Origin of the sequence: Exiguobacterium alkaliphilum, assembly GCF_018138125.1 — a bacterium.
GTDB lineage: Bacteria > Bacillota > Bacilli > Exiguobacteriales > Exiguobacteriaceae > Exiguobacterium > Exiguobacterium alkaliphilum.
In genome coordinates this window covers 999,309-1,021,486 of the sequence record NZ_CP073101.1, presented here as the reverse complement: position 1 = coordinate 1,021,486, position 22,178 = coordinate 999,309, and the positions used below count along the sequence as shown (strand labels likewise).

Here is a 22,178-nt window from a genome sequence, read left to right as displayed (position 1 = left end):
ATGATGATGGAAGACCGCATCCTTAGGAAACTGTTCCTCGGCTTCATCCATATCCACATCTTGCACCATGCGTCGGAACACCCGGTGTATGGGGCTTGGATGGTCGAAGAGCTCCGGGAACACGGCTACACCATCAGTGCGGGCACGCTCTACCCGATTTTGCACGGGATGGAGAAGGACGGGCTATTGGTACGTTCAAACGAGAACGTCGACGGCCATATCCGCAAAAACTACACGACGACCGACAAAGGTCTCGTCGTCTTGGCGGAAGCCCGTCAAAAAGCGTACGAACTATTTAAAGAAATCAAGGAGTGAAACACATGGAAAAACAACGCGTGACGCTAAAGACGTTACTTGAGATTTTGTTCGTCTCGACCCGGCTCGGTTTGACGTCGTTCGGCGGACCGATCGCCCACCTCGGCTATTTCCACGAGGAATACGTCAGACGGCGGAAATGGATCGATGAGAAGGCGTACGCCGACCTCGTCGCCCTTTGCCAGTTCTTGCCGGGACCGGCAAGCAGTCAAGTCGGGATCGGCATCGGCATCGTCCGGGGCGGAATCCTCGGCGGCATCACCTCGTTCATCGGCTTCACCGCCCCGTCGGTCATCGCGCTCATCTTGTTCGCCCTATTACTATCAGGGCTTGACGTGTCGGATGCCGGCTGGTTGTACGGCTTGAAAGTCGTCGCCGTCGCCATCGTCGCCCACGCCATCCTCGGCATGGCCGGCAAACTGACACCGGACGCGAAGACACGGACGATCGCCTTTTTCGCCCTTTCCGGCGCCCTGCTCGTCCAGACGGCGTATAGCCAAGTGCTCGTCATCTTGCTTGCCGCCGTGGCCGGGTTCTTAATGTTCAAGCCACAAAACTTGGACGTCAAATCGGCGACGTTCCCGTTGTCGAAACGTCTCGGTGCGGTACTGCTCAGTGTGTTCGGTGCGCTCCTCGTCATCTTGCCGATCTTGCGCGAGACAATCGAGAGCCAATCGATCGCCCTCTTCGACAGCTTTTACCGGGCCGGCGCGCTCGTCTTCGGCGGTGGTCACGTCGTCTTGCCGCTCCTCGAGCGCGAACTCGTACCAGCCGGCTTCTTGAGCGAAGAGGCGTTCCTTGCCGGTTACGGGGCGGCCCAGGCCGTACCAGGACCGTTGTTCACGTTCGCGTCGTACCTCGGCACCGTCATCGACGGGGTGCCGGGTGGACTGCTCGCGACGTTCGCCATCTTCTTGCCGGCGTTCCTCTTGATCCTCGGAGCACTTCCGTTCTGGAACGCGCTCCGTCGCAATCCGAAAGTCGGCGGTGCCCTCATCGGGGTGAACGCGGCCGTCGTCGGGATTTTGATCGCGGCATTCTATCAACCGATCTTCACAAGCACAGTGAACGGGGTCGTCGACTTCGTCTTCGCCGCTTTCTTGTTCGTCATGATCGCCTATTGGAAACTGCCGCCGTGGGCGCTCGTCATCGCGGGTGTCATCGGCGGGACGATTATCGGGATGTTATAACGAATGGGACCTTTCGAGGTCCTTTTTTGATTCCCTGTTTTTCTCCACTTCTTTTAGAAAAATGTTAATCCTTTGAAACTTTTTCTAGGTGACGTCTCGCTATACTAAAAGATATCTTTCTTTAACAATAGTAGGCGAGAATTCTCCCTCCTCTAAGCGTCTCGGGGCGAAGCCCAGCGTAGGTGGGAGATGAATCGCCTGTGTTAGCAAGATTGTATGTGCTTGGTATAATGGATGTAACCAATCAAAAGGACTGAACTATCAATGAAAATGGATACGAACAAACATTCAGTCTTTCTCCTGAACTACCATCTCGTCTTGGTGGTCAAATATAGACGCAAGGTGATCGATGACGCCGTCTCGGGGTTCGCGAGACAGACGTTCGAACGGATCGGCGCGTCATACCATATCACACCGGCTGAGTGGAATCATGACGGTGATCATATCCATGTGTTGTTCAAGGCTCACCCGAACACAGCGATGTCGAAGTTTCTGAACGCCTACAAGAGCGCGAGCAGCCGACTGATCAAACGGGACTTTCCACACGTCAAGAGACGACTGTGGAAAGAAATGTTCTGGTCTCGAAGCTACTGCCTCGTGACGACCGGCGGTACGACGATCGACGTCATCAGGGAATACATTGAAAAACAAGGAAAGGAGTGATCACTTTGTTGAAGGCATATAAGTTTCGACTATACCCGACAAAGCTACAACAAGAATACTTCATGAAGACCTTCGGTTGCGTTCGTTTTGTCTACAACAAGATGCTCGAAGAACGTATCCGGTTATATGAAGAGTCGAAGCTGAACCCTGACGCGAAGCAGAAGCTCCCGACCCCGGCGAAGTATAAGCCCGAATTCCCTTTCTTGAAAGAGGTCGACAGTCTATCCCTGGCGAACGCCCAGATGGACTTGAACAAGGCGTATGCCAACTTCTTCCGCGACAAATCTGTGGGGTTCCCGAAGTTCAAATCGAAGCACAGCGACCGTGCCTCCTACACGACCAACAATCAGAACGGGAGCGTCCGGATCGAGGACGGGAAGGTGAAACTTCCTAAGGTGGGGTTTGTGAAGTTCACACAACATCGTCCTTTCGAGGGGATCATCAAGTCCGCGACGGTCTCGATGACGAAGACAGGCAAGTTCTTCGTCTCCATCCTTGTCAATCAGGATGACGAACAATGGGTTCCCGCTAAAAACAAGATTGGGATCGACCTCGGTTTGGAACACTTCGCCATCATGACAAATGATGACATGGTTTCTGAGAAGATCGACAACCCTCGCTTTCTTCGCAAGTCGGAAGAAAAGGTCAAGAAGGCACAGCGCGCTCTGTCACGTAAGAAGATCGGAAGCAAGAACCGAGAAAAAGCCAAGCTGATCCTCGCCAAGAAGCACGAGAAAATCGCAAACCAACGTAAAGACTTCCTTCATAAGTTGTCAAAACGAACCGTTGACGAGAACCAAGTCATCGTCGTGGAGACATTGAAATCGAAGAACATGATGAAGAACCACAAGGTAGCTAAGTCTATTGGAGACGTAAGTTGGTACGAGTTCGTCCGCCAATTGGAGTACAAATGTAAGTTCTATGGTCGAACGCTTATTAAAGCAGACCAGTGGTTTGCATCAACCCAAATATGTTCTTCTTGCGGCGAGAAAGGCCAGAAGAAGACGATGGACGTCCGTGAATGGACGTGTACGTGTGGCGTTCATCATGATCGAGATATCAACGCGAGCATCAACTTGTTGATGTTGGCTGACTAAAAAAGCCTTCAGGGCAGGGACTTGCCCGACGAGCTTGGTAAACAACCGTGGCTAGTAAAAGTGCGGTCTTCCCAAGAAGCTCCCACTTCAATTTGCGAAGCAAATAAGTGGCGAGTAGTTCACACAATAGGGAAATGTACGAAAGGAAGTGGGAGCATGCAACCGTTGCGCCACTCACACACATATATGCCCGGCCTCGACGGACTGCGCACGTTCGCCGTCCTGGCCGTCATCTTGTTTCATTTGAACACACCATACATCACCGCCGGCTTTCTCGGGGTCGACGTCTTCTTCGTCTTGTCCGGTTACTTGATCACCGGCATCCTGTTGCGCGAATGGGCGGTCAAAGGACGGCTCGACTTGAAGAAGTTCTACGTCGCCCGGTTCCGCCGTCTGTTGCCGGCGCTCGTCTTCATGCTTGCCGTCGTCATGACGGTCGTTTGGCTGTTCGAACCGGATCTGCTCAATACGGTGCGGCAAGACACGCTCGCCGCGCTCGTCTACGTGAACAACTGGTGGTACGTCTTCCACGACGTGTCGTACTTTGAGAGCTTCGGCAAGCCGTCACCGCTCCAAAACTTATGGTCGCTGTCGATCGAGGAACAGTTCTACCTCGTCTGGCCGCTCCTTCTCCTTTTCGGTTTGAAGTCGAAGCGTCGTTTCCTTCAAGTCGTCGGCGTGACGTTGTTCGCCTCGGCGCTCTGGATGGCGGTCAGCTTCACACCAGGCGTCGATCCGAGCCGGGTGTATTACGGGACGGACACGCGTCTGTTCGCCCTCCTCATCGGAGCCGTCCTCGCCTTCGGCTGGCGGCCGGACGCGTTCAAGCACGACATGCCGGACGTCGGCCGGCGTATCTTGAACATCGGGGGCGCAGTGGCGTTCGCGACGCTCCTCATCGTCATGACGCGTGCGAGCGCGTATGGCACGTTCCTCTACTACGGCGGGTTCTTGCTCGTCGCGTTGGCATCAGCCGTCTTGATTGCCGCGACGGCTCACCCGTCGACCGTCTGGTCCCGTCTGTTTGGCAGCGAGTGGCTGCGCTTGATCGGGACCCGGACGTACGGTATCTATTTATGGCACTATCCGGTCATCATCTTGACGACACCAATCGAGCAAATCGGCACGTTCGAACCGTTCCGCGCGCTCGCCCAAGTCGCATTGACGCTCGTCATCGCCGAGCTGTCGTATCGCTGGATCGAGACGCCGGTGCGCCGTCACGGTTTCAAAGGGGTGCTTCAATCGTTTCGTCCCGTCATGTCGCCCGGACGGATCGCTGCCGTCAGCGTCGCGACCGCCCTCTCGCTCGTCCTCATCGGCAACTTGACGATTCTCGCGTTCAGCGGGACGAACGAGCGGACTGAAGAGATCCCGGTCGTCAAACCGAATCCGGCACCAGAACCACCGCCTGAAGAAACAGAAGCCGAGCGGCCGATCGACTCGTGTCCGCCGGCGCTCGCCATCGGCGATTCGGTACTTCTCGGGTTAAACGAATACCTCGGAAATGCGTTCCCGAACCTCGAAATCGACGCCGAGCTCGGCCGCCAAGTACGGGACGCCCAAGACGTCGCCGCCAAGCACGGGGCGTATAACACGTCCGGACACGTCGTCTTCCTCCATCTCGGGACGAACGGCGCCTTCAAGACGGAACAACTCGAGACGCTCCTCGACCAGTTCGCGGGCGCCGACCACGTCTACTTGATCAATACGCGCGTCCCGCGTCCGTGGGAGCAGGAAGTGAACGATAAGCTCGCCCGCGCGAGCGAACAGCGCGACAACGTCTCGCTGCTCGATTGGCACGCGGCGTCCGCCGGCAAAGGCGACTATTTCGAAGGCGACGGTGTCCATTTGACGATCGATGGCGCCGAGGCGTTCGGTCGGATGCTCGAAGACGAGATCGGCTGTATGAACGACAAATGACCTAGCGGCTGCTAGGTCATTTTTTCATGGGCGCCACTTCCAGCGCATGTAGTTGAGGAACAGCTTGATGTAGGCGAGCTGTTCGCGGATAACGTATTTCGGCTTGACCGAAGCCGGTGTCAACGCATAAAGCGCGTCCGTCTTCAGCCCGAAGTAGAGACGTGCGACGAGCCGGGCCCGGCGGACGTGGAAATCGTTCGTCACGACGGTGAGCCCCGGTTCCCCGTCCCAAATCACGCGGCTAAGGAGAAAGTTCTCATACGTCGAGGTCGATGCGGCCTCAACGTGAATCCGCTCCTCGCTGACACCGCGGGCGATGAGTTCCCGCTTGATGACGAGCGCCTCGGCCATCCCTTCGTCTGGCCCTTGTCCGCCTGTCGCGATCAGCTCAACGTGCGGGAAACGCGTCGCGTAAGCTGCCGCCACCTCGATCCGATGCCGGAGTGCTTTCGATGGCTTGATCCCGTTCACTTTCGCCCCGAGGATGAGGACGTATCGATACGTGCCGTCTGGTTGTCGTTTCATCGTCTGCACCTGCCTTTACGAATGATTATATCATTCGACTGATACGTCTTTGTTACAGTAGCTAAAGCAAATATATGGTAGAATGGGTATCGGATTAATTTAAATCGAAGGAGTACCGATGATGCAAAACGTAAACCGAGCGCCCGATGACCGCATGCGGCAACGGCGCGAGACGCGACATAAAGGGACGACGATCGTCCTCCATAGCCTGTTGATTCTCGGCTTTTTCGCCTTCTTGATCGGCGGGGCCTACTTGACGCTCACGTCAGAGAAACGCGAAGTGTCCGACATGGAGAACCGTAAGCTCGCCGGTCCGCCGGTCGAGCTCTCGGTCGAAAACGTCATGTCCGGTGCTTACATGAAGAGCGTCGAGGCGTACGTGACCGACCACGTCGTCAACCGCGACAGCTGGATCAGCCTCCATGCGTTCTTATCGAAAGACTTGTTCCTCCAGACGGTGAAGAACGGTATTTACGTCTCGGCCGACGGGACGATGGAATCTCCGATGAAAGAAGGAGTCGACACGGCGACGTTGCTCGACGACTTGTCGACGTTCACACAGTCGATGCAACAGTCCGGCGTCGACGTCTATTTCGGGCTCGCACCGAACAAGGCGTCGATGGTCGACGTCGGACCGAACATGCCGGACTATATGGGCAACGATGCGCCCAAGATCTTCAAAGACGTCCGGGACGGCCTCGCGACCGTCGATGGGCTGACGGTCATGGACTACCGCAAACCGTTGAATACGGCCGACACGTTGAGTGACGTCTTCTATAAGACGGACTACCATTGGAACATCCACGGTGCCTATCTCGCCTATGCGCAGACGGTGAAGCAGATTGCGGACGACCACCAAGGCGTCGGTGAGCCGCTCAAACTTGGCGAACTGCGGACGAAGACACACGAGCGTCCATATTACGGATCATACGCCCGCAGCACGACGCTCCAATACGTCAAAGACGGTGATACGTTCGAGTGGATGGAGCCAAAAGCCGGCTACACGCCGAACAACATTTGCTACAACCGCTCCGAGACGTGCGGTGGCAACTTGATCAACAAGAAGCCGCTCAAGTCGGAGGAGACGTACACCGAGATGTACTCGCTCTTCCTCCACCGCAATTGGCCGCTCATCACGATGGATCAGGAGTCACCGAAAAATGACACGCGCGCGCTCGTTTTGAAAGACTCATATGCGAACCCGATGCTGACGTTGTTACCGGAGCATTTCGGTCATCTGTCGGTCATCGACATCCGTCACTTCGACGAGTCGTCAATCGAGACGTACGTGAAACAAAACGACATCGACGTCGTCTTGTTCATCCATAACGTCAACCTTGGCGAGTTCGTGCCGCTCTACCATGAGAAATTGAATGATTGAATTTCGACGAATCCATTCGCTGTTTGCGAATAGGTTCGTCTTTTTTTGTCTAATGACTTCGAGGCGCTGACGGTCTACGCATAGATCCCCTTCCAGTGGGACATGTCGTGTCGCTCATCCGGTGGCGCCGGAGACTCCTAAGGGATTAGCGAGTGAAGGGAGACCCAGCAACAACGAAGTTGCGATGCGGCTCCCTGCTCGCCCTAGTAAAGCGGAGGCGCCAAAAGGATGAGCACCTGAACGCCCGAGACAACGAAGATAAAAGAACGAGAGCACTGTCGCCTATTTTGCGGCAGTGCTCTCGTTTAGTTAGAACCGGAAATAGATGAACGGGTTGAAGCTGCTCGCGACGATGTACGACACGGCGAAGATGAAGATTGTCGCCATGAAGCCGAGCCGCATGAAGCCAGCCATATAGTTGACCCACAGCTTCTTGCTGTCTTGCTCGAGGCGGAGCACCTTCTCACCGAACAGTTTCGGGAGCGGCGTCGCCGCAATCATCGCGATGACGAGGATGACCCCGTACTGCACGAAGTAGAACATCGCCTCGTTGTCCCACACCGGCGCACCGTTCAAGTTGAACATGGCCGACAAGTAGGAGAGGGCGTACGGGAAGTCGTCTGCCCGGAAGAACACCCAACCGATGATGACGACGAACAGCGTGAACGCATGCGCGAGCGGGGCCGGAAGCGCCTTGAGCCACGCCCCGAGGAACGCACGCTCGAGCATGATGAAGAGCCCGTAATACGCCCCCCAGGCGATGAACGTCCAGCTCGCCCCGTGCCACACGCCCGTCAAAATCCAGACGATGGCGAGGTTTCGGTACAGCTTCCACGCACTGCCACGGTTCCCGCCGAGCGGGATATAGACGTAGTCACGGAACCAGCTACCGAGCGAGATGTGCCAGCGCCGCCAGAACTCGGACACCGATTTCGAGATGTACGGATAGTTGAAGTTCTCGAGGAAGTGGAAACCAAACATCCGGCCTAGCCCGATGGCCATGTCGGAATACCCGGAGAAATCAAAGTAGATTTGAAGCGAGTACGCGATAATCCCAATCCAGGCGAGTCCCATCGACATCTCGCCCGCGTTTTGCGAGAAGATTTGATCGGCGACGTAGCCGGCGTTGTTCGCGAGGAGCATCTTCTTCGCGAGCCCGATGACGAACCGCTGAATCCCGCTCGCGAAGTCGTCCATCGTCTCTTTGCGATCGTTGATCTCATCGGCGACCGTTTGATAACGGACGATCGGCCCGGCGATCAACTGCGGGAAGAGTGAGATATAGAGCGCGAGGTCGAGCGGGTTGCGCTGCACTTTCCCGTCTTTCCGGTACACGTCGATGACGTAACTCATCGCTTGGAACGTGAAGAACGACACCCCGATCGGAAGCGGGATTTTCGGGTCAGTCAGCTCGAGCCCGGTGATGGCGTTGACGTTCTCGATGATGAAGCTCGTGTACTTGAAGACGGACAAGAGCAATACGTTCCCGGCGACCATGCCGGCGACGAGCCACTTCGCTTTCTTCTTATTGTCACGGTTATTGTCGACGAGCAAGCCGAACGCATAGTTCATGACGATCGAGGCGAGCATGACCGCCGTGTAAATCGGTTCGCCCCATGCGTAGAACAGGAGACTCGCGACGAGCAGCACCGTGTTCTTCAAGAAGCGCGGCGAGACATAATAAAGGATTAAGACAATCGGTAAAAACCAAAACAAAAAGATCGTCGAACTGAAGAGCATGACGTTCCTCCTCTCTTAGAAAAATAAAAAGACTGCCCCGAGGGACAGTCTAAAGCCATCAACGCGTGAAGCGTTCGACGATTGCGTCGACGATGCGGCGTGACGCCTCCCCGTCCCCGTATGGGTTAGACGCTTTCGCCATCGATTGGTGCGCCGAAGCGTCTGACAACAACTCATCGGCGAGGCCGAAGATGACTTCTTCCTCGACACCGGCGAGTTTGAGCGTGCCAGCCGCCACACCTTCCGGACGTTCCGTCGTGTCACGAAGGACAAGGACCGGTACGCCGAGCGATGGGGCTTCTTCTTGCACGCCACCCGAATCCGTCAAGATGAGGTGTGAGCGTGACGCATAGTTGTGGAAATCGAACACGTCGAGCGGCTCGATCAAGTGGACGCGGTCGAGGTCGTTCAAAATTTCACCGGCAAGTTCCCGAACGATCGGGTTCATGTGGACCGGATAGACGACTTCGATATCGTCATACTTCTCGATCAAGCGGCGCACGGCACGGAACATGTTGCGCATCGGCTCGCCGAGGTTCTCGCGGCGATGGGCCGTGAGCAAGACGAGACGTTTGTTTTCAGCCGTGATTTGGTTGAGCAACGCGTTGTCGTAATCGTCTTGGACGGTCGTCTTAAGCGCGTCGATCGCCGTGTTGCCGGTGACGAAGATATCTGCTTCTTTCTTGTTCTCACGGAGCAAGTTGTCAGCTGACGTTTCGGTCGGTGCAAAGTGAAGGTCCGCCATGACGCCTGTCAATTGACGGTTCATCTCTTCCGGGTACGGCGAGTACTTGTTGTACGTACGAAGGCCTGCTTCGACGTGCCCGATTGCAATTTGGTTATAGAACGCAGCGAGTGACGCGGCGAACGTCGTCGTCGTGTCCCCATGGACGAGGACGATGTCCGGTTTTGCTTCCTTCATGACTTCATCGAGACCGTGAAGGACGCGTGTCGTCACGTCGAAGAGCGTCTGGTTCTTCTTCATGACGTCAAGGTCATAATCTGGAGTGATCTTGAAGAGCTGGAGCACTTGGTCGAGCATCTCCCGATGTTGGGCTGTGACAACGACGATCGGTTCGATCCCTTCACGTTGTTTGAGCTCCAAGACGAGCGGAGCCATTTTGATTGCTTCGGGACGTGTACCGAACACGGTCATAACTTTAATCATACAGATTCTCCTTTGAGGGGTTTTCGCGGCAAGATAATCGTCTCGCCGACGTCGTTTTGGTCGACGATCGTCGTCCGTTGCGCCATCTTCTGTTGCTTGAACTCCGATTGGCGCTTCGAATCGAGCGTGCGGAACCATTTTAAGAACTTCATGTACTCGTCAGCCACTTCGTCGACCGGTCCGTACTCACGGATCTCGCCGTATTCGAGCCAGATTGCCTGCGTACAGAACTGGCGGACTTGTGACACCGAGTGACTGATGAAGAAAATCGTCTTGCCTTCGTCTTTGAACTCGTTCATCTTGACGAGACAGCGGTCGGTGAACGTCTGGTCCCCGACCGAGAGCGCCTCATCGATGACGAGGATGTCCGGGTCGATGTTAATCGAGATGGCGAAGCCAAGGCGCGACTTCATCCCGCTCGAGTACGTCTTGACCGGTTGGTCGATAAAGTCACCGATGTCGGCGAACTCGATAATTTCCGGGGTGATCGCCTTGATTTGATGCTTGTCCATCCCGAGCATGAGACATTTCAGCTCGATGTTCTCCATCCCCGTCAAGTTGCCGTTCAGGCCAGACGAGATGGCGATGAGCGACGGTTTCCCGCGCAGCTCGATCTTACCGTGCGTCGGCGGGATGACGTCCGATAACAAGTTCGACATCGTCGACTTGCCGGAACCGTTAATCCCGAGGATCCCGACGACCTCGCCCGGCGGAACTTCGAACGTGACGTTGCGGAGCGCATAGAACTGCTTCCCGTTCGCCCGGTTGAACAACACTTCTTTCAGTTTATCACTTTGTTTCCGGTACAACGTGTACCGTTTTGATACGTTTTCAAACTTCACTTGGTAGCTCATACGTCACCGCTCCTTAAATATAGTCAATGAAGTAGCGACGGAAACGGACGTGAATCGCCGACCCGATTAAGAACGTCACGAGCGTGAAGCCCCAGAAATAGAGGCCGTAGCCCAAGTTCTGCATGAGCCAATCCGTTCCGAGGAACATCGACCGGTACCCTTCCACCAAATAGTAGAGCGGGTTGATCATGAGAATCGTTTCGAGCTTTCCAGTCGGTTGCCAGAAGATAGGGAGTAAATAAAGCATCATCCGAATAATTTGTGACAGCAAATTTTGAAAGTCGCGGATAATCGTGGCCAGTGCCGACGTCAACAGCGAGAACGCGTACAAGAACGCGAGCGCACTGAGGAGCAGGTACGGCAAGAACAGCAAGTTCCAGCCTTCACTGATGCCAAACGCCATCATCAAGATGAACGCGATCGCGACCATCGCCACGTGTCGATACAGTTCCGACAAGATGACGTACGCCGGGATCGTGCTGATTGGGAAACTCATCTTCGAGACGAGTGCGATCTTCGAAAAAACGGATCGAGAACCACTGACGATGGCCGGTCCAAAGAAGAACCATGGCACGATTCCTGAAACGAGCCATGGAAGGAACGGAACATCACCAACGTCTCGACCCGCACGAAGACCGAACCCGAAGACGAGCCAATAAATCGCAATCTGAATGATCGGCGTTATGATTTCCCACAAGTATCCGAAGTACTGCATCGAATAGCGACTTTTCGTTTCATATAGAGAGAGTCTCAATATTAAATAGAGACTCTCCCATAGTTCGATGAATACTTGTTTCGAGGCTTTGATCATAGCGGGCACCTAACGGATTAGGCCAACGTCACTTTCCCGTTGACGTATTCGTACAAGTTTCCGTAGTTGACAACCGCAAGGTCGCTGTCATCGGCCTTCACGATGTTACGTGTGTCAAAGATCATCGGACGGCGCATCGCTGCGTTCAACTCGTTGAAGTCGAGCGCTTTGAACTCGTTGTGGTCAACGAGGACGAGCACGAGGTCCGCATCTTTGATTGCTTCTTCTTTCGACACGAGGTCGAAGTGTTTTGATGACGAGACTTCGACGTGTGGGTCGTGGACGGCCACGTTCATGCCTTGCTCGAGCATCAATTCGATGATCTCGACAGCCGGGCTTTCACGCATGTCGTCGACGTTCCCTTTGTACGTCACGCCGAACGCGGCGATTTTTGCTTCTGGCTGGTCTGAAACGAGCTTCTGCACGTTCTCGACGACGTAAGCCGGCATCGAGACGTTCGTGTCGCGTGAGAGCTTGATAATTTTCGCGAGCTCAGGCTGTTTCGCCACGATGAAGTACGGGTCGACCGCCAAGCAGTGTCCGCCGACACCTGGGCCTGGGCTGTGAAGGTTGACGCGCGGGTGCTTGTTCGCCATCTCGATGACGTCGAGGACGTTGATGTCGAGCGCGTTACATACTTTCGCGAGTTCGTTCGCGAGGGCGATGTTGACGTCACGGAACGTGTTCTCCATGAGTTTCGACATTTCAGCCGTCTTCGCGTCCGTCTTGATGACTTCACCTTTTACGAACGTGCCGTACACGTTCGCACCGGCATCCGCACACGCTGGCGTGATGCCGCCGACGATACGGTTGTTGTGCACGAGCTCATGCAAGATCTGACCTGGGAGGACGCGCTCCGGGCAATGCACGAGGAAGATGTCCTCACCGACGACGAAGCCTGCTGCTTCGACGAGCGGTTTGACGTGGTCGTCCATCGTACGTGGTGCGATCGTCGACTCGACGATGATGACGTTGCCTTTCTCGACGTATGGAAGCACACGTTTCGTCGCTTCGAGCACATACGTGAGGTCGCACGACTTGTGCTCGTCATCGTTGTTCGGTGTCGGGACGGCGATGATGAACGCGTCCGCTTTCTCCGGCTCGAGCGAGGCGTGGAACTTGCCTTTCGCGACGACGTCTTTGACGACGTCTCCGAGGCCTGGCTCTTCGATGTGGATTTCGCCACGGTTCAATTTATCGACAACTGACTGGTGAATGTCCACACCGACGACGTCGACGCCGTACTGGGCGAAGACCGCAGACGTTGGGAGTCCAATATATCCTAATCCGATCGTACATACTTTCATAGTTGAGATTACCTCCATAGATTAGTGACAGGTGTCACTGAATATTGCTTAACATTTCATATTGTTTAGGATTTTACCAAAAATCAAACCCATTATACTCCTGATACGATTTATTAAGCAATTACATTTTCATGACAAAACGGGATTATACCGGGCGAACCGCTCGTACGTTCGTACCGAGTCGATACTCCGTACTGAGCGCTGCCGCACGCACATCCCCTACACTATAGCAAACTTCAGGCAATAATGACCAATTCGAGACGGAAACGTTTGCGAACGTCAAGCGACGGAACTGATCATCGGTCACGACTTCTTTTAATTTGGCGCGCGTGTACGGGTTCAATAAGTAGACACGGATGACGGCCGTGTCCGGATACGTCGCGATGAGCGCATCCGCTCGTTCGAGCTTGTCGCCGATGACGACACCGCTCGATGCGGCGTGCTGGTTCAACACGCTGTATGAGAAGTACGACAGTCCGGCTTCGGCGACGAGGTCGCGAATCGTCGCCCGCTCGTCCGCCGCGTCCCGGTAGTACAAACTCATCATCGACGTCTGGGCGTCGATTTTCCGTTCGATCAACCGCCGCGTCGACTCGTCCGCCTGGTCGAGCAACGCATTCAGCGCCTCGATGACCGCCATCCGTTGGCGGACCGAGAAGTCGTGGCTCTGCGCCTGCCTCGAGACGGACTGTTCCCGCACTTGCCGATAATAGATCGCCTCGGTGTCCGGCGCGAGTAGCTCGACGCGCGGTGTGAACGTGGCGAACAACGTCGAGAAGTAGACGACGTCTTCCCCGCTCTTTAAGCTCGGCTCGTACGCCGTGCGTTTCGCGTAGACGGTCGGGACGAGCTTACAGGCGTTCAACGTCAACAGCTGTGACATCTGCTCATACGCCCAGTCCTGACCGGCGAGACGTAAAAACTCGCGATGGAGCGGTGACGTGAGCGGTTTGCCTTCCGGGTCGCGATCTTGAATGTCAGCGATGACGATGCGGTCCGGGAGCGCTCGTGCGAACAGCGCTTCCAAGTACGATTCGCTCAGCGTGTCGTCCTCGTCCAAAAACGTCACGTATTGACGGGTCGCGGCGTCGAGCCCGCGGTTGCGGGCGATGCCGACGTTCGCCTCTTCTTCGAGCAGGCGATGGACGGTGACGTCTTTCCCGTAAGACAGGCTCGCATCATGGAGCGCTTGTCGGTTCGGCCCGTTGAAGACGAGCACCCATTCGACGAGCGACGGCTGAAGCGTCTGACGTTCGAGCGAGGCGAGACACGCCTTCAGCAGTTCCACCGAGTCGTGCGAGGCGACGATGACGCTGACGCCGCGCACGGTCGGACCTTCTAAGAAAGTCGGGAGGCGCAACGGTTGAAACTGTTCATCGACCTTGCGTGTCCACGCCTTCTTCTCGGCCTGGACCGCTGCCAACTGCTCCTCGTACCCGCTCATGACGATTTCCCTTCCCGTTCGATCTTGGCGACGAGCTTGCCGGCGACCGGGATCGCTTTCGCGCGCTCCACGATCTGTTGGATCCGTTTGAGTTCGGTCTCGACCGTCTCCCGCTTCGCTTTCTCGCTCGCGGCAACTTTTCGCCACTTGTCAGCGTTCGCTTTCGCCTGCCGGACTTCCCGCTCGAGCTCTTTCATCTTCTGGATCGTGTTTTCTTTACCGCGGATATGTTTCGCGCCCTCTTCGAGCACGTCTTGTTTCACCGCTTCGATTTGGTCGGTCAATGCTTGCAGCTGTTCCCGTAAAAATGCATTCTCACGTTCGACATACTCAACTTGTTGACGGTCCATGACGATTTCCTCAGCTTTCTATGACCCACGACCCCATCTTCAATTGGACGGTGTGTTGGTCGTTTTGGAATTTGAATGCTAACTTGACGAACTTCGCTTCAACTTCTTTCGGAATCCGGTGGCGGATCTCATTCACACCGGGACGGAGCTCATGGCTGAACGCCGTCTTCTTCAAATTCTTTTTCGCGTCATACTGCATGACGTACAGCTCGATCGGCGTCACGTTTTCAGACAACAGCTCGATCGACCCGTCGAGGTCGATATACGGCGCACTTCCGAGCGTCGCGTCTTTTTGGAACTCGGACGACGGCGGCGCGCTGAAACTTTGGTTGAACAGTTGGAGATACCCGTTCTCCCCGCCGAGCGGGAGCACTTCGATGTTGGCGACGAACTGATCCTCCCGCAAGTTGAACAAGTCGGCGTTGAACGGGACGAAATAATGGTAAATGAACGGCTTGACCGTCACCGAGCGCGGCTTGTGCGACTCCGGCACGACGAGCTCGACTTGTTCCGGGTCGATCTCCGACCCGTCCAGTTGAACGGTCCAATTACGGGCCGTCCAGTCGTTCCAAAGCGAGACGTAGCCGTGTTCCGGCGTCTCGCTTGGTTTGAAGCGTTCACTCACGCCCGCTTCGACCCCGAGCCGCTCGTTCAACTGCTTCACTTGCCCCGGCACGACGTGGTCGAGCATGAGCCGCCAGTTGAGCGGCGCCGGAATAATCGTCGGCAAAAGCGGTGAGTCACTCCACGCGAACGATTCTTTGATGAAATGGAGCGGCTTCTCGCCGAACAAGGCGTCGAGGGCGACTTTGACGAGGTGCCCTTGACGGCGGAGCTCGTACGGCGCCTCGATGATGTGGCGGAGGACGTCCCGGTCAAAGAGCGGCTGAAGGATCGTCATCTCGCGCACGAACCCGCTCCGGGCGTAAGCGTGAAAATGTTCGACCTTCAAATGGAACCAGGCCGCCTCGAGCCGTCCGCTCCAATCGCGGTCCGTCTCTTCGTCGAACAAACGATCGAGCATCGCCTCGACTTGTTCGCGTTCGCCTTCGCCAAATCCTTCAAATGGACGGATCGCTTTCCGCGACAGCTGTTGCTTCGCCTCGTGCTCGTCCATGTTGTCTTTCAAGAAGATGTGCTTGCCGTACAACCAGTCCGAGCCGTGTTTGCCGACTTCGGCATATCCATGGTCGATGTCGCGCCCGGTCGGCACACTCTCGTAGGCGGACAAGTTGCCGTCCGTCGCCTCATAGGACGACGCCATCCGGCGGCTGAGCGAGAGCGTGATCGTCTCGTCAGGTGTCGGTGTCACGGCGAGTTCCGCTTCAGCGAGCAAGTCACGGGCGAGCGTCGCCTCGTTCCCTTTCTCGTCCGGGACGTGGAGCGTCACGTCTTTCCCCGCTTCGAGGTAAAGTTTCGCGAGCAATACGTCGAGTGCACTGCCTGAGAACGGAATGTTCACAGACGCCATCGGGACGGCAGCGGCGCGTCGAAGTGCCGTGAGCCATGTGTCGGTGAAGTCGTCCCGTAGTTTGGACGCCCCGCGCGGCAGCTCGTCCCACGTCTCGATTGTGACGTGCCCGTCTTGTACAGTCAGCCGTTCGCCGGCAGCGAGACGTTTGACGCCCTCGATGCGCGTGTCGCGTCCGAAGATGTGACCGATGTGGCGCATCTGGCTCGCCGACTCCTGTCGTTCTGTCGACTTGCCGGCCCGATCGGCGACATCGACGAGCGATGAACCGACGACGACCGGTGCTTCCGAATAATAGACCGGCAGCAAGTTGTTGAACGGCACGTCGACCGTGAATGCGTCATCGAGGCGCAAAGCGACGTTCATCCCGTTCGGCTCCTCGCGAGACGGGTCGTAATGGCCGAGGCGCACGTCGAGCGGCGTCTCGGAGATGACGTGCGTCAATCCGTCACGGCGCTCAAAATCGAGCGTATGCGTCTTCGCTTCATACATAAAATGGCTCATAATGCATCTCCTCTAAGTATGGTAAAACGAGCAAACCCGGAAGCCCGGGCTTGCTCATTGTTTTCGATTCATTTCGGTCAAGATGAGTTGTTCAAGCTTCGGCGCGAGCGTCTCGATGGCGAAATGGTGATGCGCGTACGCCATGAACCGTTCGGTCGAGGCGAGCAGCTTGTCGGACTCGCCGCGGAACGAGCGGATGATGTCGACGCCGTCTAAGACGTTCTCCATCAACACGTCGTCCGGGTAAATCGTCTCGCTGCCCGTCCAGTGACGGATGATCGGATACGTGCCCGACGTCATCGCCTCGGCCGGTGCGAGGTGGAAGCTCTCGAGGTCGCTCGTCGATAAGACGAACCCGATCTTCGTCAACCATTCCGGCACGTCGTTGCCGTGACCGTCAAAGACGACGCTGTCTTTGAACGCCGGCTCCTCGAGTCGCTCGAGCAGACGGTCGTAGTAGGCGCGCTCGTCTTCCCGTTTGTTGATCCAGTAGATCTCGTTCGGGTGATGTCCTTTGATGAACAGCTTGTAGCGCGTGTCTTCCTTGCGGAGCGTCTCGAGCATGTCGAGCGCGAGGTCGAGCCGTTTCAGCTTCGGGTTGACCCCGATCATGCCGAGATGGAACGTCAAGTCGTCGAGCTGTTTCGGTTGAACGAGACGCGTCCCGTCGACGGCGTTGTAGATCATCGTCATCTTGTGGCGCGGGATGCGGAACAGACGATACATCTCCTCGAGCATATATGGCGACACGAGGATGATGCGGTCGATGTTGTGCAAGTTGTACTCGCGCGGGAACGGCGTCTCTTTCTCTTGGCGGTGGATGCGGACGATCATCGTCTGATGCGGCTTCTTATGATGCGAGTACCAGACGGCGTTGCCGAGCCCCCACTCACAGAAGATGATGTCGGCCTGTTCGAGACACGCCTTGCTGTGATTCACGTCATGAATCTTGTGTCCTTCCCACTCGTCGATCAAGACGTTGAAGCGCGGGTGGCGCTCGAAGTAATCCATGAACAGACGCAGGAACTTGAAGTCGTGCCCGGCGAACAGAAGGTTGATCTTCTTCATCGACCACAACTCGTCACGGAGGCGTTTGTACGTGTTCGTGAACGTATAGTACTGCGCCATCTCATAAAGCCTTGTCGCCGCGTCGCGGTAAACGGCCTCATCGGTCAAGGCGAGCTTCGCCTTCTCGATGAACTCCTGTTCCGAGTTGACGTAGAGCGGGTAGTCCGGGCCGAGGATGAGCTCATGCATCGGGTTCCGGTTCAATAGTACCGGTTTCCCGAGCGAGCCGTACTCGAGCAGTTTCGTCGACAGTTCGAGCGAGGCGTCAAGCTCCGGATGGCGCCATGACACGCCGATCGCACTCGATTCGATGAGCGTCTCGACGTCGGCGCGCGGGATGCCCTTGAGCCACGTCAGCCCGTCATCCGACTTCAAGCGGGCGAGGATGTCTTGTTTGAAGTTCGGGTTGTTCGGGTCTTGGTTGAACTTGTCTCCCGCGACGTGCAGCTCGGCCGGATAGTCGGCACGGAGCTTCGCGAACGCGTCGAGGATCTCCGTCGAATACCAGAGCGGTGCGAACTTGCCCGTGTAGACGAGACGGTCGTTCGGTTTCGCGAACGTCGGGACGGCCTCTTTCACGTTCGGGATCATCGGGTTCAAGATGAGGAACGGACGGTCCGTCGGCAAGAAAGACTCGAAGTACGTCTTCATCGCCTCGGTCTGGCAGAGCATGCGCGCCGAGCGCGACGCGATCTGTTTCAGCCGGGCAAGCTCTTCTTCGGACGCTTGCGTATGGTCGTGCGTGAAATCTGTGATGTACGTCCACGTCTTCGCCATCGTCTGTTCATATTGTGACAAGTCGTACGCGAGCTGGAAGCCGCGGACGAAGGCGAGGTCGTACTTCTCTTTTTTCATCAGCTCGTCGATCAGCCCCGCTGCCTCGTCGGCTTGGAGCACCTTGCGCTCGACGTACGGCGCGTCTTGATAAGTTGGATCGGCGAACACGTCGATGAAGCGGACGTTCGGCAACTCGCGGATGCCGGCCGTCACTTCCGGTTTCGTGATCGAGCGTTTCAAGAGCACGTCGACTTTGATCGATGGATCTTGGTTCAACATCGAGACGACGGAAGTCAGCCAGATGGCCGACCCGTCGATCAAGTTTAAGTTGACGTCCCCATAGACGAGGACGCGAAGTGGTGTCGTCATAGTTGTACCTCCTGAGCGACCGCTTGCGGCATGTCGCTCCCTGCTTTTACATATTGATACGGGTCCGTGCTGAAGATGCGTTCCCCGGACTGGGCGAGCTCTTCCAGTGTCGCGTCTTGCTTCAAGACGTCGAGCGCCTCGGCCACGCTATAGAAGCGGAGCACGTCCGGTTTCATGATCGAGCGCGACGGCGTCGCGTCGAAGACGTAACGGTACGTCCCGTCGGAGTCGATTTTCTCGAGCTTGCCGTCCCACGTGAAGTAGTCTTCTTTCGTCAAGATGTTCGAGTCGGCGTAGCGCGTCGCGAGCATGTAGTCCGACACGTACGACGGGCCGTAGTAGTCGCCCGGACGGATGAACGCCATCCAGTCGAAGCCGTCGAGAATCTCGGACAAGGCGTTATATTGCGGCAAGTAGCTGAGCATGAACGTCGACACGTCTTCCGTGTTGTACGCCTCATACAAATCGAGGTGGCCTTCGAACTTGTCGAGGAAGACGACGAGGTGTTTATGCTCGTAGTCTTGGGCCCGGAACGTCTCGACGGCGCGGTCCATCTCGTCCGCGGAACGGACGAACGCGACGAGCGCGACTTCCGGATGGTCGACACGGTACGGCAGACCGATCGTGCCGACGACTTGAGCGAGGCGTTGCGTGTACGTGTGATACTTGAGCACGTGACGCATGCCGCCCATGGCGACGTCCTCGTAGAAGCTGTCGTCCGTCAACAGTTTGCGGAACGTCTCTTCGAGCATCTCGTCGCCTTCGTCCAAGAAGACGTAGTCGCCAAGCATCTGTTTGACGCCGATCGAGCGCGTGCTGACGACCGGTGTCGCACAGGCGAGCCCTTCGAACACACGGCGTGAGAACATCGTCGGCGAGTCGTTCACCGAGTTGACGTTCAGCATGACCTTGAAGCCTTTGTACGCCTTGGCGATCTGGTTGTACTTCAGGCTACCGCGGATCGATTTACGGAACTGTTCCGGGAATTGGAGCTGGTCCGTCTCCCCGCGCTGGTTCATCTCATAGTTGCGGTCGTAGATGACGAGGCCGTACTTGTCGGCCGCCGCGAACAGGCGGTCCATGTCGATGCGGCGCGACTCGTGGCGGTTCGCGTAATACGAGCCGGCGAACGAGGCGAACGGTTCACGCGTCCCCGGCAGACGGATCGGGTTATGCTCTTTCGGCTGCGCCGCGAACGGCAGCGCGCCGACCCGGTCGTGCCCGCAATCTTCTTTATAGTTGTCGAGAATGTTCGCATCCGTCGTGTAGACGAAGTCGAACCGTTTCGCCGTCTCGATGAACCGGTCGTAGTGAATCGGGTCTTCTTTGTTCCAGAACACGGTCGGGACGTTGTTCAAACGGCACCACTCGAGAAGCGCGTCGAGCTCTTCCCACGTGTTCGTGCCATATTTGACGATCTTCTTCTCCCACGTCTTGTCGTTCCCTTTCCAGGCCGACTCGACCATGAGGAAGTCGGGCTGACGGTCGGCGAGGACGGCCGGCCAGTCGTCCGGCGAGAACGTGATCAACTCACATTCCGGACGGTACGAGGCGGTCGTGAACTCGTCGAAGATGGCCGCGACTTTCATCTCGTGCAGTTCGCGCGGCGTCGCCTCGAACAGGCGGGCCTCACGCGGGTCGATCCATTCCGGCACTTGTGTCCGGTCGGTGATGATCTCCTCGCTGACACGGATGTTCGTGACGAGCGTCTCGCCTTGTCCGTCGACGCGGAGGGCGAAGCGGAGGTAGCGCACGTCTTTACTGAACTCGAAAATCTTCTCGCTGCCGAGCTGCACTTGTTGCATCGACAACCGTTCCGTGAGCGAGTACGAGATGATGTACAGGACGACGCCCGTGTTCTCGCCGAGCTCACCGTCGACCGTGACGCGGTAGCGGTGGTTCGGACGGACCGTGTACGGCTTCTCTTTCGGGAGCACCGTGAAGCGGTTGTTCGTCTCCATGTACGACACGTAACGGCGCACGTCCGGCTCGACGTCCAAGACGAGGCGGAGTCCGTTCGGGTCTTGTTTCAGCTTGATCGACTCCGGCGTCGGGATCGTCCAGAACGTCGGGTCGAGGTCGAACGTCTCCGTGCGGCGGACACTGTTCTCGCGGATGACACCGAGCTTCAAGTCCGAGATCGTCCCGTTCCCGTGGAAGCGGACGAAGTAGCGGACCGACTCATGGCTCGGCGTGAGGCTCATGACGTTGCTGAAGCCGAGCGGTACTTCGATGAGCTGGTCGCGCTCGCCGTGCGCGTACGTCGCGACGAAGAGCGTCGCTTTCGCCATCTCGGTCGCGTCTCCTTTTAAATAGAAACGATAGACGTAGTCGTCCATATCGGCGAGCGGGAAGTCGATGCCGCGTTCGGTGTCGACGTGCGGGAGCGCCGATTCATGGACGCCGTAGTGCTCGTATTGGTTGCCTTGTCCCGTCACCGTGATCGTGCCGCCGTCAACATGGACGATGCGGCTGAGCGGGGAGAGGAGTTCGAGCGACTCGGCGTCGAGCTCGATCATCGTATCGAAGTCTGAGTCAGCGACGGCGCTGCTCATCCCTTCGACGTTCCAAAGCGGTTGTCCGTCGATGAGGAGCGACTGGATCAAGACGCGTCCCTTCCCTTGCGTCTGAATGACGAAGCGGGTCTTCGTCTCATCTTCGCGGAGTGTGACCGTCGTACGGACACCGTCCCCGACACGGACGACGCGCGTCCGTTCTTGGTCGCTATACATCATGACGAGAAGCGTGACATCGATGTCACCGCTCTTCTCGACGTTCAGGCTCGCGTCAAACTCGCGGATCGACGGGTTGAGCTGGAACGAATCCGGGCCCGGCACCGTGCGGAATGACGAGGCGCGCTCACCGTACGTCAAAAATTGCTTCTCGGCCATCGTAGAAACGAGCGCCGCGCCGTCCACTTCATAGTTTGCAGACGTCCGGGCATGCCAAGACGGGACGACTTCGACGAACTGTCTCGTCTGCACTTGCATCTTCGTCCCTTTCATCAACCGACGGCCGATTCGTTTGCCGCGCTGCATGCCTAAATAGACACCACGTTTCACTTTACGTTTCCAACTCATGGGGGTTCCTCCAAATTCATAATGACATCGTTTTCTCTTTAGCCGATGCCCTCTTATTTGAAACATCTCGTTTCGACACCCATTGATTATAGCAAACGCTCAATTCAAAAGGCAAAATCAACTGGATGACAAATCGAAGACAGA

General features: G+C 56.5%; 17 protein-coding genes. 6 read left to right on the top strand and 11 right to left on the bottom strand.

What is annotated here, in order from left to right; all coding sequences use genetic code 11:
* Positions 1-6 precede the first annotated feature (6 nt).
* From KB235_RS05330 to KB235_RS05310, 5 genes are all read left to right on the top strand, one after another.
* Complete coding sequence (locus KB235_RS05330) at positions 7-315, top strand: PadR family transcriptional regulator (RefSeq protein WP_024370608.1); 309 nt, start codon at positions 7-9, stop codon at positions 313-315.
* Between the two features lie 5 nt (positions 316-320).
* Positions 321-1,505, top strand: a complete 1,185-nt coding sequence (gene chrA / locus KB235_RS05325; protein ID WP_047374589.1) for a chromate efflux transporter — start codon at positions 321-323, stop codon at positions 1,503-1,505.
* Between the two features lie 264 nt (positions 1,506-1,769).
* Positions 1,770-2,168, top strand: a complete 399-nt coding sequence (tnpA, locus tag KB235_RS05320) for an IS200/IS605 family transposase (protein ID WP_211780651.1) — start codon at positions 1,770-1,772, stop codon at positions 2,166-2,168.
* Between the two features lie 5 nt (positions 2,169-2,173).
* A complete protein-coding gene (gene tnpB, locus KB235_RS05315; protein WP_211780650.1) occupies positions 2,174-3,265 on the top strand; it encodes an IS200/IS605 family element RNA-guided endonuclease TnpB in 1,092 nt (363 codons plus the stop codon).
* Between the two features lie 156 nt (positions 3,266-3,421).
* Positions 3,422-5,185 carry an acyltransferase family protein gene (locus KB235_RS05310; protein ID WP_211780649.1) on the top strand — a complete coding sequence of 588 codons (1,764 nt, stop codon included), beginning with the start codon at positions 3,422-3,424 and terminating at the stop codon, positions 5,183-5,185.
* 24 nt (positions 5,186-5,209) lie between these two features.
* On the opposite strand, the gene KB235_RS05305 is transcribed toward KB235_RS05310, so the two are convergent.
* Positions 5,210-5,710, bottom strand: coding sequence for a YdcF family protein (locus KB235_RS05305; RefSeq protein WP_034798955.1), 501 nt, complete (start codon positions 5,708-5,710; stop codon positions 5,210-5,212).
* A gap of 121 nt (positions 5,711-5,831) precedes the next feature.
* On the opposite strand from KB235_RS05305, the gene KB235_RS05300 reads away from it, so the two are divergent.
* Positions 5,832-7,091 carry an alginate O-acetyltransferase AlgX-related protein gene (locus KB235_RS05300; RefSeq protein WP_029334470.1) on the top strand — a complete coding sequence of 420 codons (1,260 nt, stop codon included), beginning with the start codon at positions 5,832-5,834 and terminating at the stop codon, positions 7,089-7,091.
* 309 nt (positions 7,092-7,400) lie between these two features.
* Here KB235_RS05300 and KB235_RS05295 read toward each other — a convergent pair whose 3' ends face one another.
* The 10 genes from KB235_RS05295 to KB235_RS05250 form a co-directional block, all read right to left on the bottom strand.
* Positions 7,401-8,831: an MBOAT family O-acyltransferase gene (locus tag KB235_RS05295; protein WP_211780648.1), complete on the bottom strand. Its 1,431-nt coding sequence runs from the start codon at positions 8,829-8,831 to the stop codon at positions 7,401-7,403.
* Positions 8,832-8,889: 58 nt separating this feature from the next.
* On the bottom strand, positions 8,890-9,999 hold the full coding sequence (gene wecB / locus KB235_RS05290) for a non-hydrolyzing UDP-N-acetylglucosamine 2-epimerase (RefSeq protein WP_211780647.1): 1,110 nt from the start codon (positions 9,997-9,999) through the stop codon (positions 8,890-8,892).
* Positions 9,996-10,853, bottom strand: a complete 858-nt coding sequence (gene tagH / locus KB235_RS05285; protein WP_024370615.1) for a teichoic acids export ABC transporter ATP-binding subunit TagH — start codon at positions 10,851-10,853, stop codon at positions 9,996-9,998. Before tagH ends, wecB begins: the two co-directional genes overlap by 4 nt.
* A 13-nt stretch (positions 10,854-10,866) precedes the next feature.
* Positions 10,867-11,664: an ABC transporter permease gene (locus tag KB235_RS05280; protein WP_034798952.1), complete on the bottom strand. Its 798-nt coding sequence runs from the start codon at positions 11,662-11,664 to the stop codon at positions 10,867-10,869.
* Between the two features lie 17 nt (positions 11,665-11,681).
* Entirely contained in the window at positions 11,682-12,971 is a 1,290-nt protein-coding gene (locus KB235_RS05275; RefSeq protein WP_211780646.1) for a nucleotide sugar dehydrogenase, read from the bottom strand.
* Positions 12,972-13,116: 145 nt separating this feature from the next.
* Positions 13,117-14,415 (bottom strand): glycosyltransferase family 2 protein, encoded by a 1,299-nt coding sequence (locus KB235_RS05270; protein WP_211780645.1) that lies wholly within the window; start codon positions 14,413-14,415, stop codon positions 13,117-13,119.
* Entirely contained in the window at positions 14,412-14,765 is a 354-nt protein-coding gene (locus tag KB235_RS05265; RefSeq protein WP_211780644.1) for a hypothetical protein, read from the bottom strand. Before KB235_RS05265 ends, KB235_RS05270 begins: the two co-directional genes overlap by 4 nt.
* A gap of 10 nt (positions 14,766-14,775) precedes the next feature.
* Entirely contained in the window at positions 14,776-16,740 is a 1,965-nt protein-coding gene (locus KB235_RS05260; protein ID WP_211780643.1) for a hypothetical protein, read from the bottom strand.
* A 54-nt stretch (positions 16,741-16,794) separates the two neighbouring features.
* Positions 16,795-18,954 carry a glycosyltransferase gene (locus tag KB235_RS05255; protein WP_211780642.1) on the bottom strand — a complete coding sequence of 720 codons (2,160 nt, stop codon included), beginning with the start codon at positions 18,952-18,954 and terminating at the stop codon, positions 16,795-16,797.
* The gene (locus KB235_RS05250; RefSeq protein ID WP_211780641.1) at positions 18,951-22,034 is read right to left on the bottom strand and encodes a CgeB family protein; all 3,084 of its coding nucleotides are present in this window, start codon (positions 22,032-22,034) and stop codon (positions 18,951-18,953) included. The genes KB235_RS05255 and KB235_RS05250 overlap by 4 nt, the downstream gene beginning before the upstream one ends.
* Between the last annotated feature and the right edge of the window lie 144 nt (positions 22,035-22,178).

What these genes read in the sequence shown, in the direction of transcription:
- KB235_RS05330 (WP_024370608.1), top strand. Translation starts at nt 7, where the DNA reads ATGGAAGACCGCATCCTTAGGAAACTGTTCCTCGGCTTCATCCATATC.
- chrA (WP_047374589.1), top strand. Translation starts at nt 321, where the DNA reads ATGGAAAAACAACGCGTGACGCTAAAGACGTTACTTGAGATTTTGTTC.
- tnpA (WP_211780651.1), top strand. Translation starts at nt 1,770, where the DNA reads ATGAAAATGGATACGAACAAACATTCAGTCTTTCTCCTGAACTACCAT.
- KB235_RS05310 (WP_211780649.1), top strand. Translation starts at nt 3,422, where the DNA reads ATGCAACCGTTGCGCCACTCACACACATATATGCCCGGCCTCGACGGA.
- KB235_RS05305 (WP_034798955.1), bottom strand. Translation starts at nt 5,710, where the DNA reads ATGAAACGACAACCAGACGGCACGTATCGATACGTCCTCATCCTCGGG.
- KB235_RS05300 (WP_029334470.1), top strand. Translation starts at nt 5,832, where the DNA reads ATGCAAAACGTAAACCGAGCGCCCGATGACCGCATGCGGCAACGGCGC.
- KB235_RS05295 (WP_211780648.1), bottom strand. Translation starts at nt 8,831, where the DNA reads ATGCTCTTCAGTTCGACGATCTTTTTGTTTTGGTTTTTACCGATTGTC.
- wecB (WP_211780647.1), bottom strand. Translation starts at nt 9,999, where the DNA reads ATGATTAAAGTTATGACCGTGTTCGGTACACGTCCCGAAGCAATCAAA.
- tagH (WP_024370615.1), bottom strand. Translation starts at nt 10,853, where the DNA reads ATGAGCTACCAAGTGAAGTTTGAAAACGTATCAAAACGGTACACGTTG.
- KB235_RS05280 (WP_034798952.1), bottom strand. Translation starts at nt 11,664, where the DNA reads ATGATCAAAGCCTCGAAACAAGTATTCATCGAACTATGGGAGAGTCTC.
- KB235_RS05275 (WP_211780646.1), bottom strand. Translation starts at nt 12,971, where the DNA reads ATGAAAGTATGTACGATCGGATTAGGATATATTGGACTCCCAACGTCT.
- KB235_RS05270 (WP_211780645.1), bottom strand. Translation starts at nt 14,415, where the DNA reads ATGAGCGGGTACGAGGAGCAGTTGGCAGCGGTCCAGGCCGAGAAGAAG.
- KB235_RS05265 (WP_211780644.1), bottom strand. Translation starts at nt 14,765, where the DNA reads ATGGACCGTCAACAAGTTGAGTATGTCGAACGTGAGAATGCATTTTTA.
- KB235_RS05260 (WP_211780643.1), bottom strand. Translation starts at nt 16,740, where the DNA reads ATGAGCCATTTTATGTATGAAGCGAAGACGCATACGCTCGATTTTGAG.
- KB235_RS05255 (WP_211780642.1), bottom strand. Translation starts at nt 18,954, where the DNA reads ATGACGACACCACTTCGCGTCCTCGTCTATGGGGACGTCAACTTAAAC.
- KB235_RS05250 (WP_211780641.1), bottom strand. Translation starts at nt 22,034, where the DNA reads ATGAGTTGGAAACGTAAAGTGAAACGTGGTGTCTATTTAGGCATGCAG.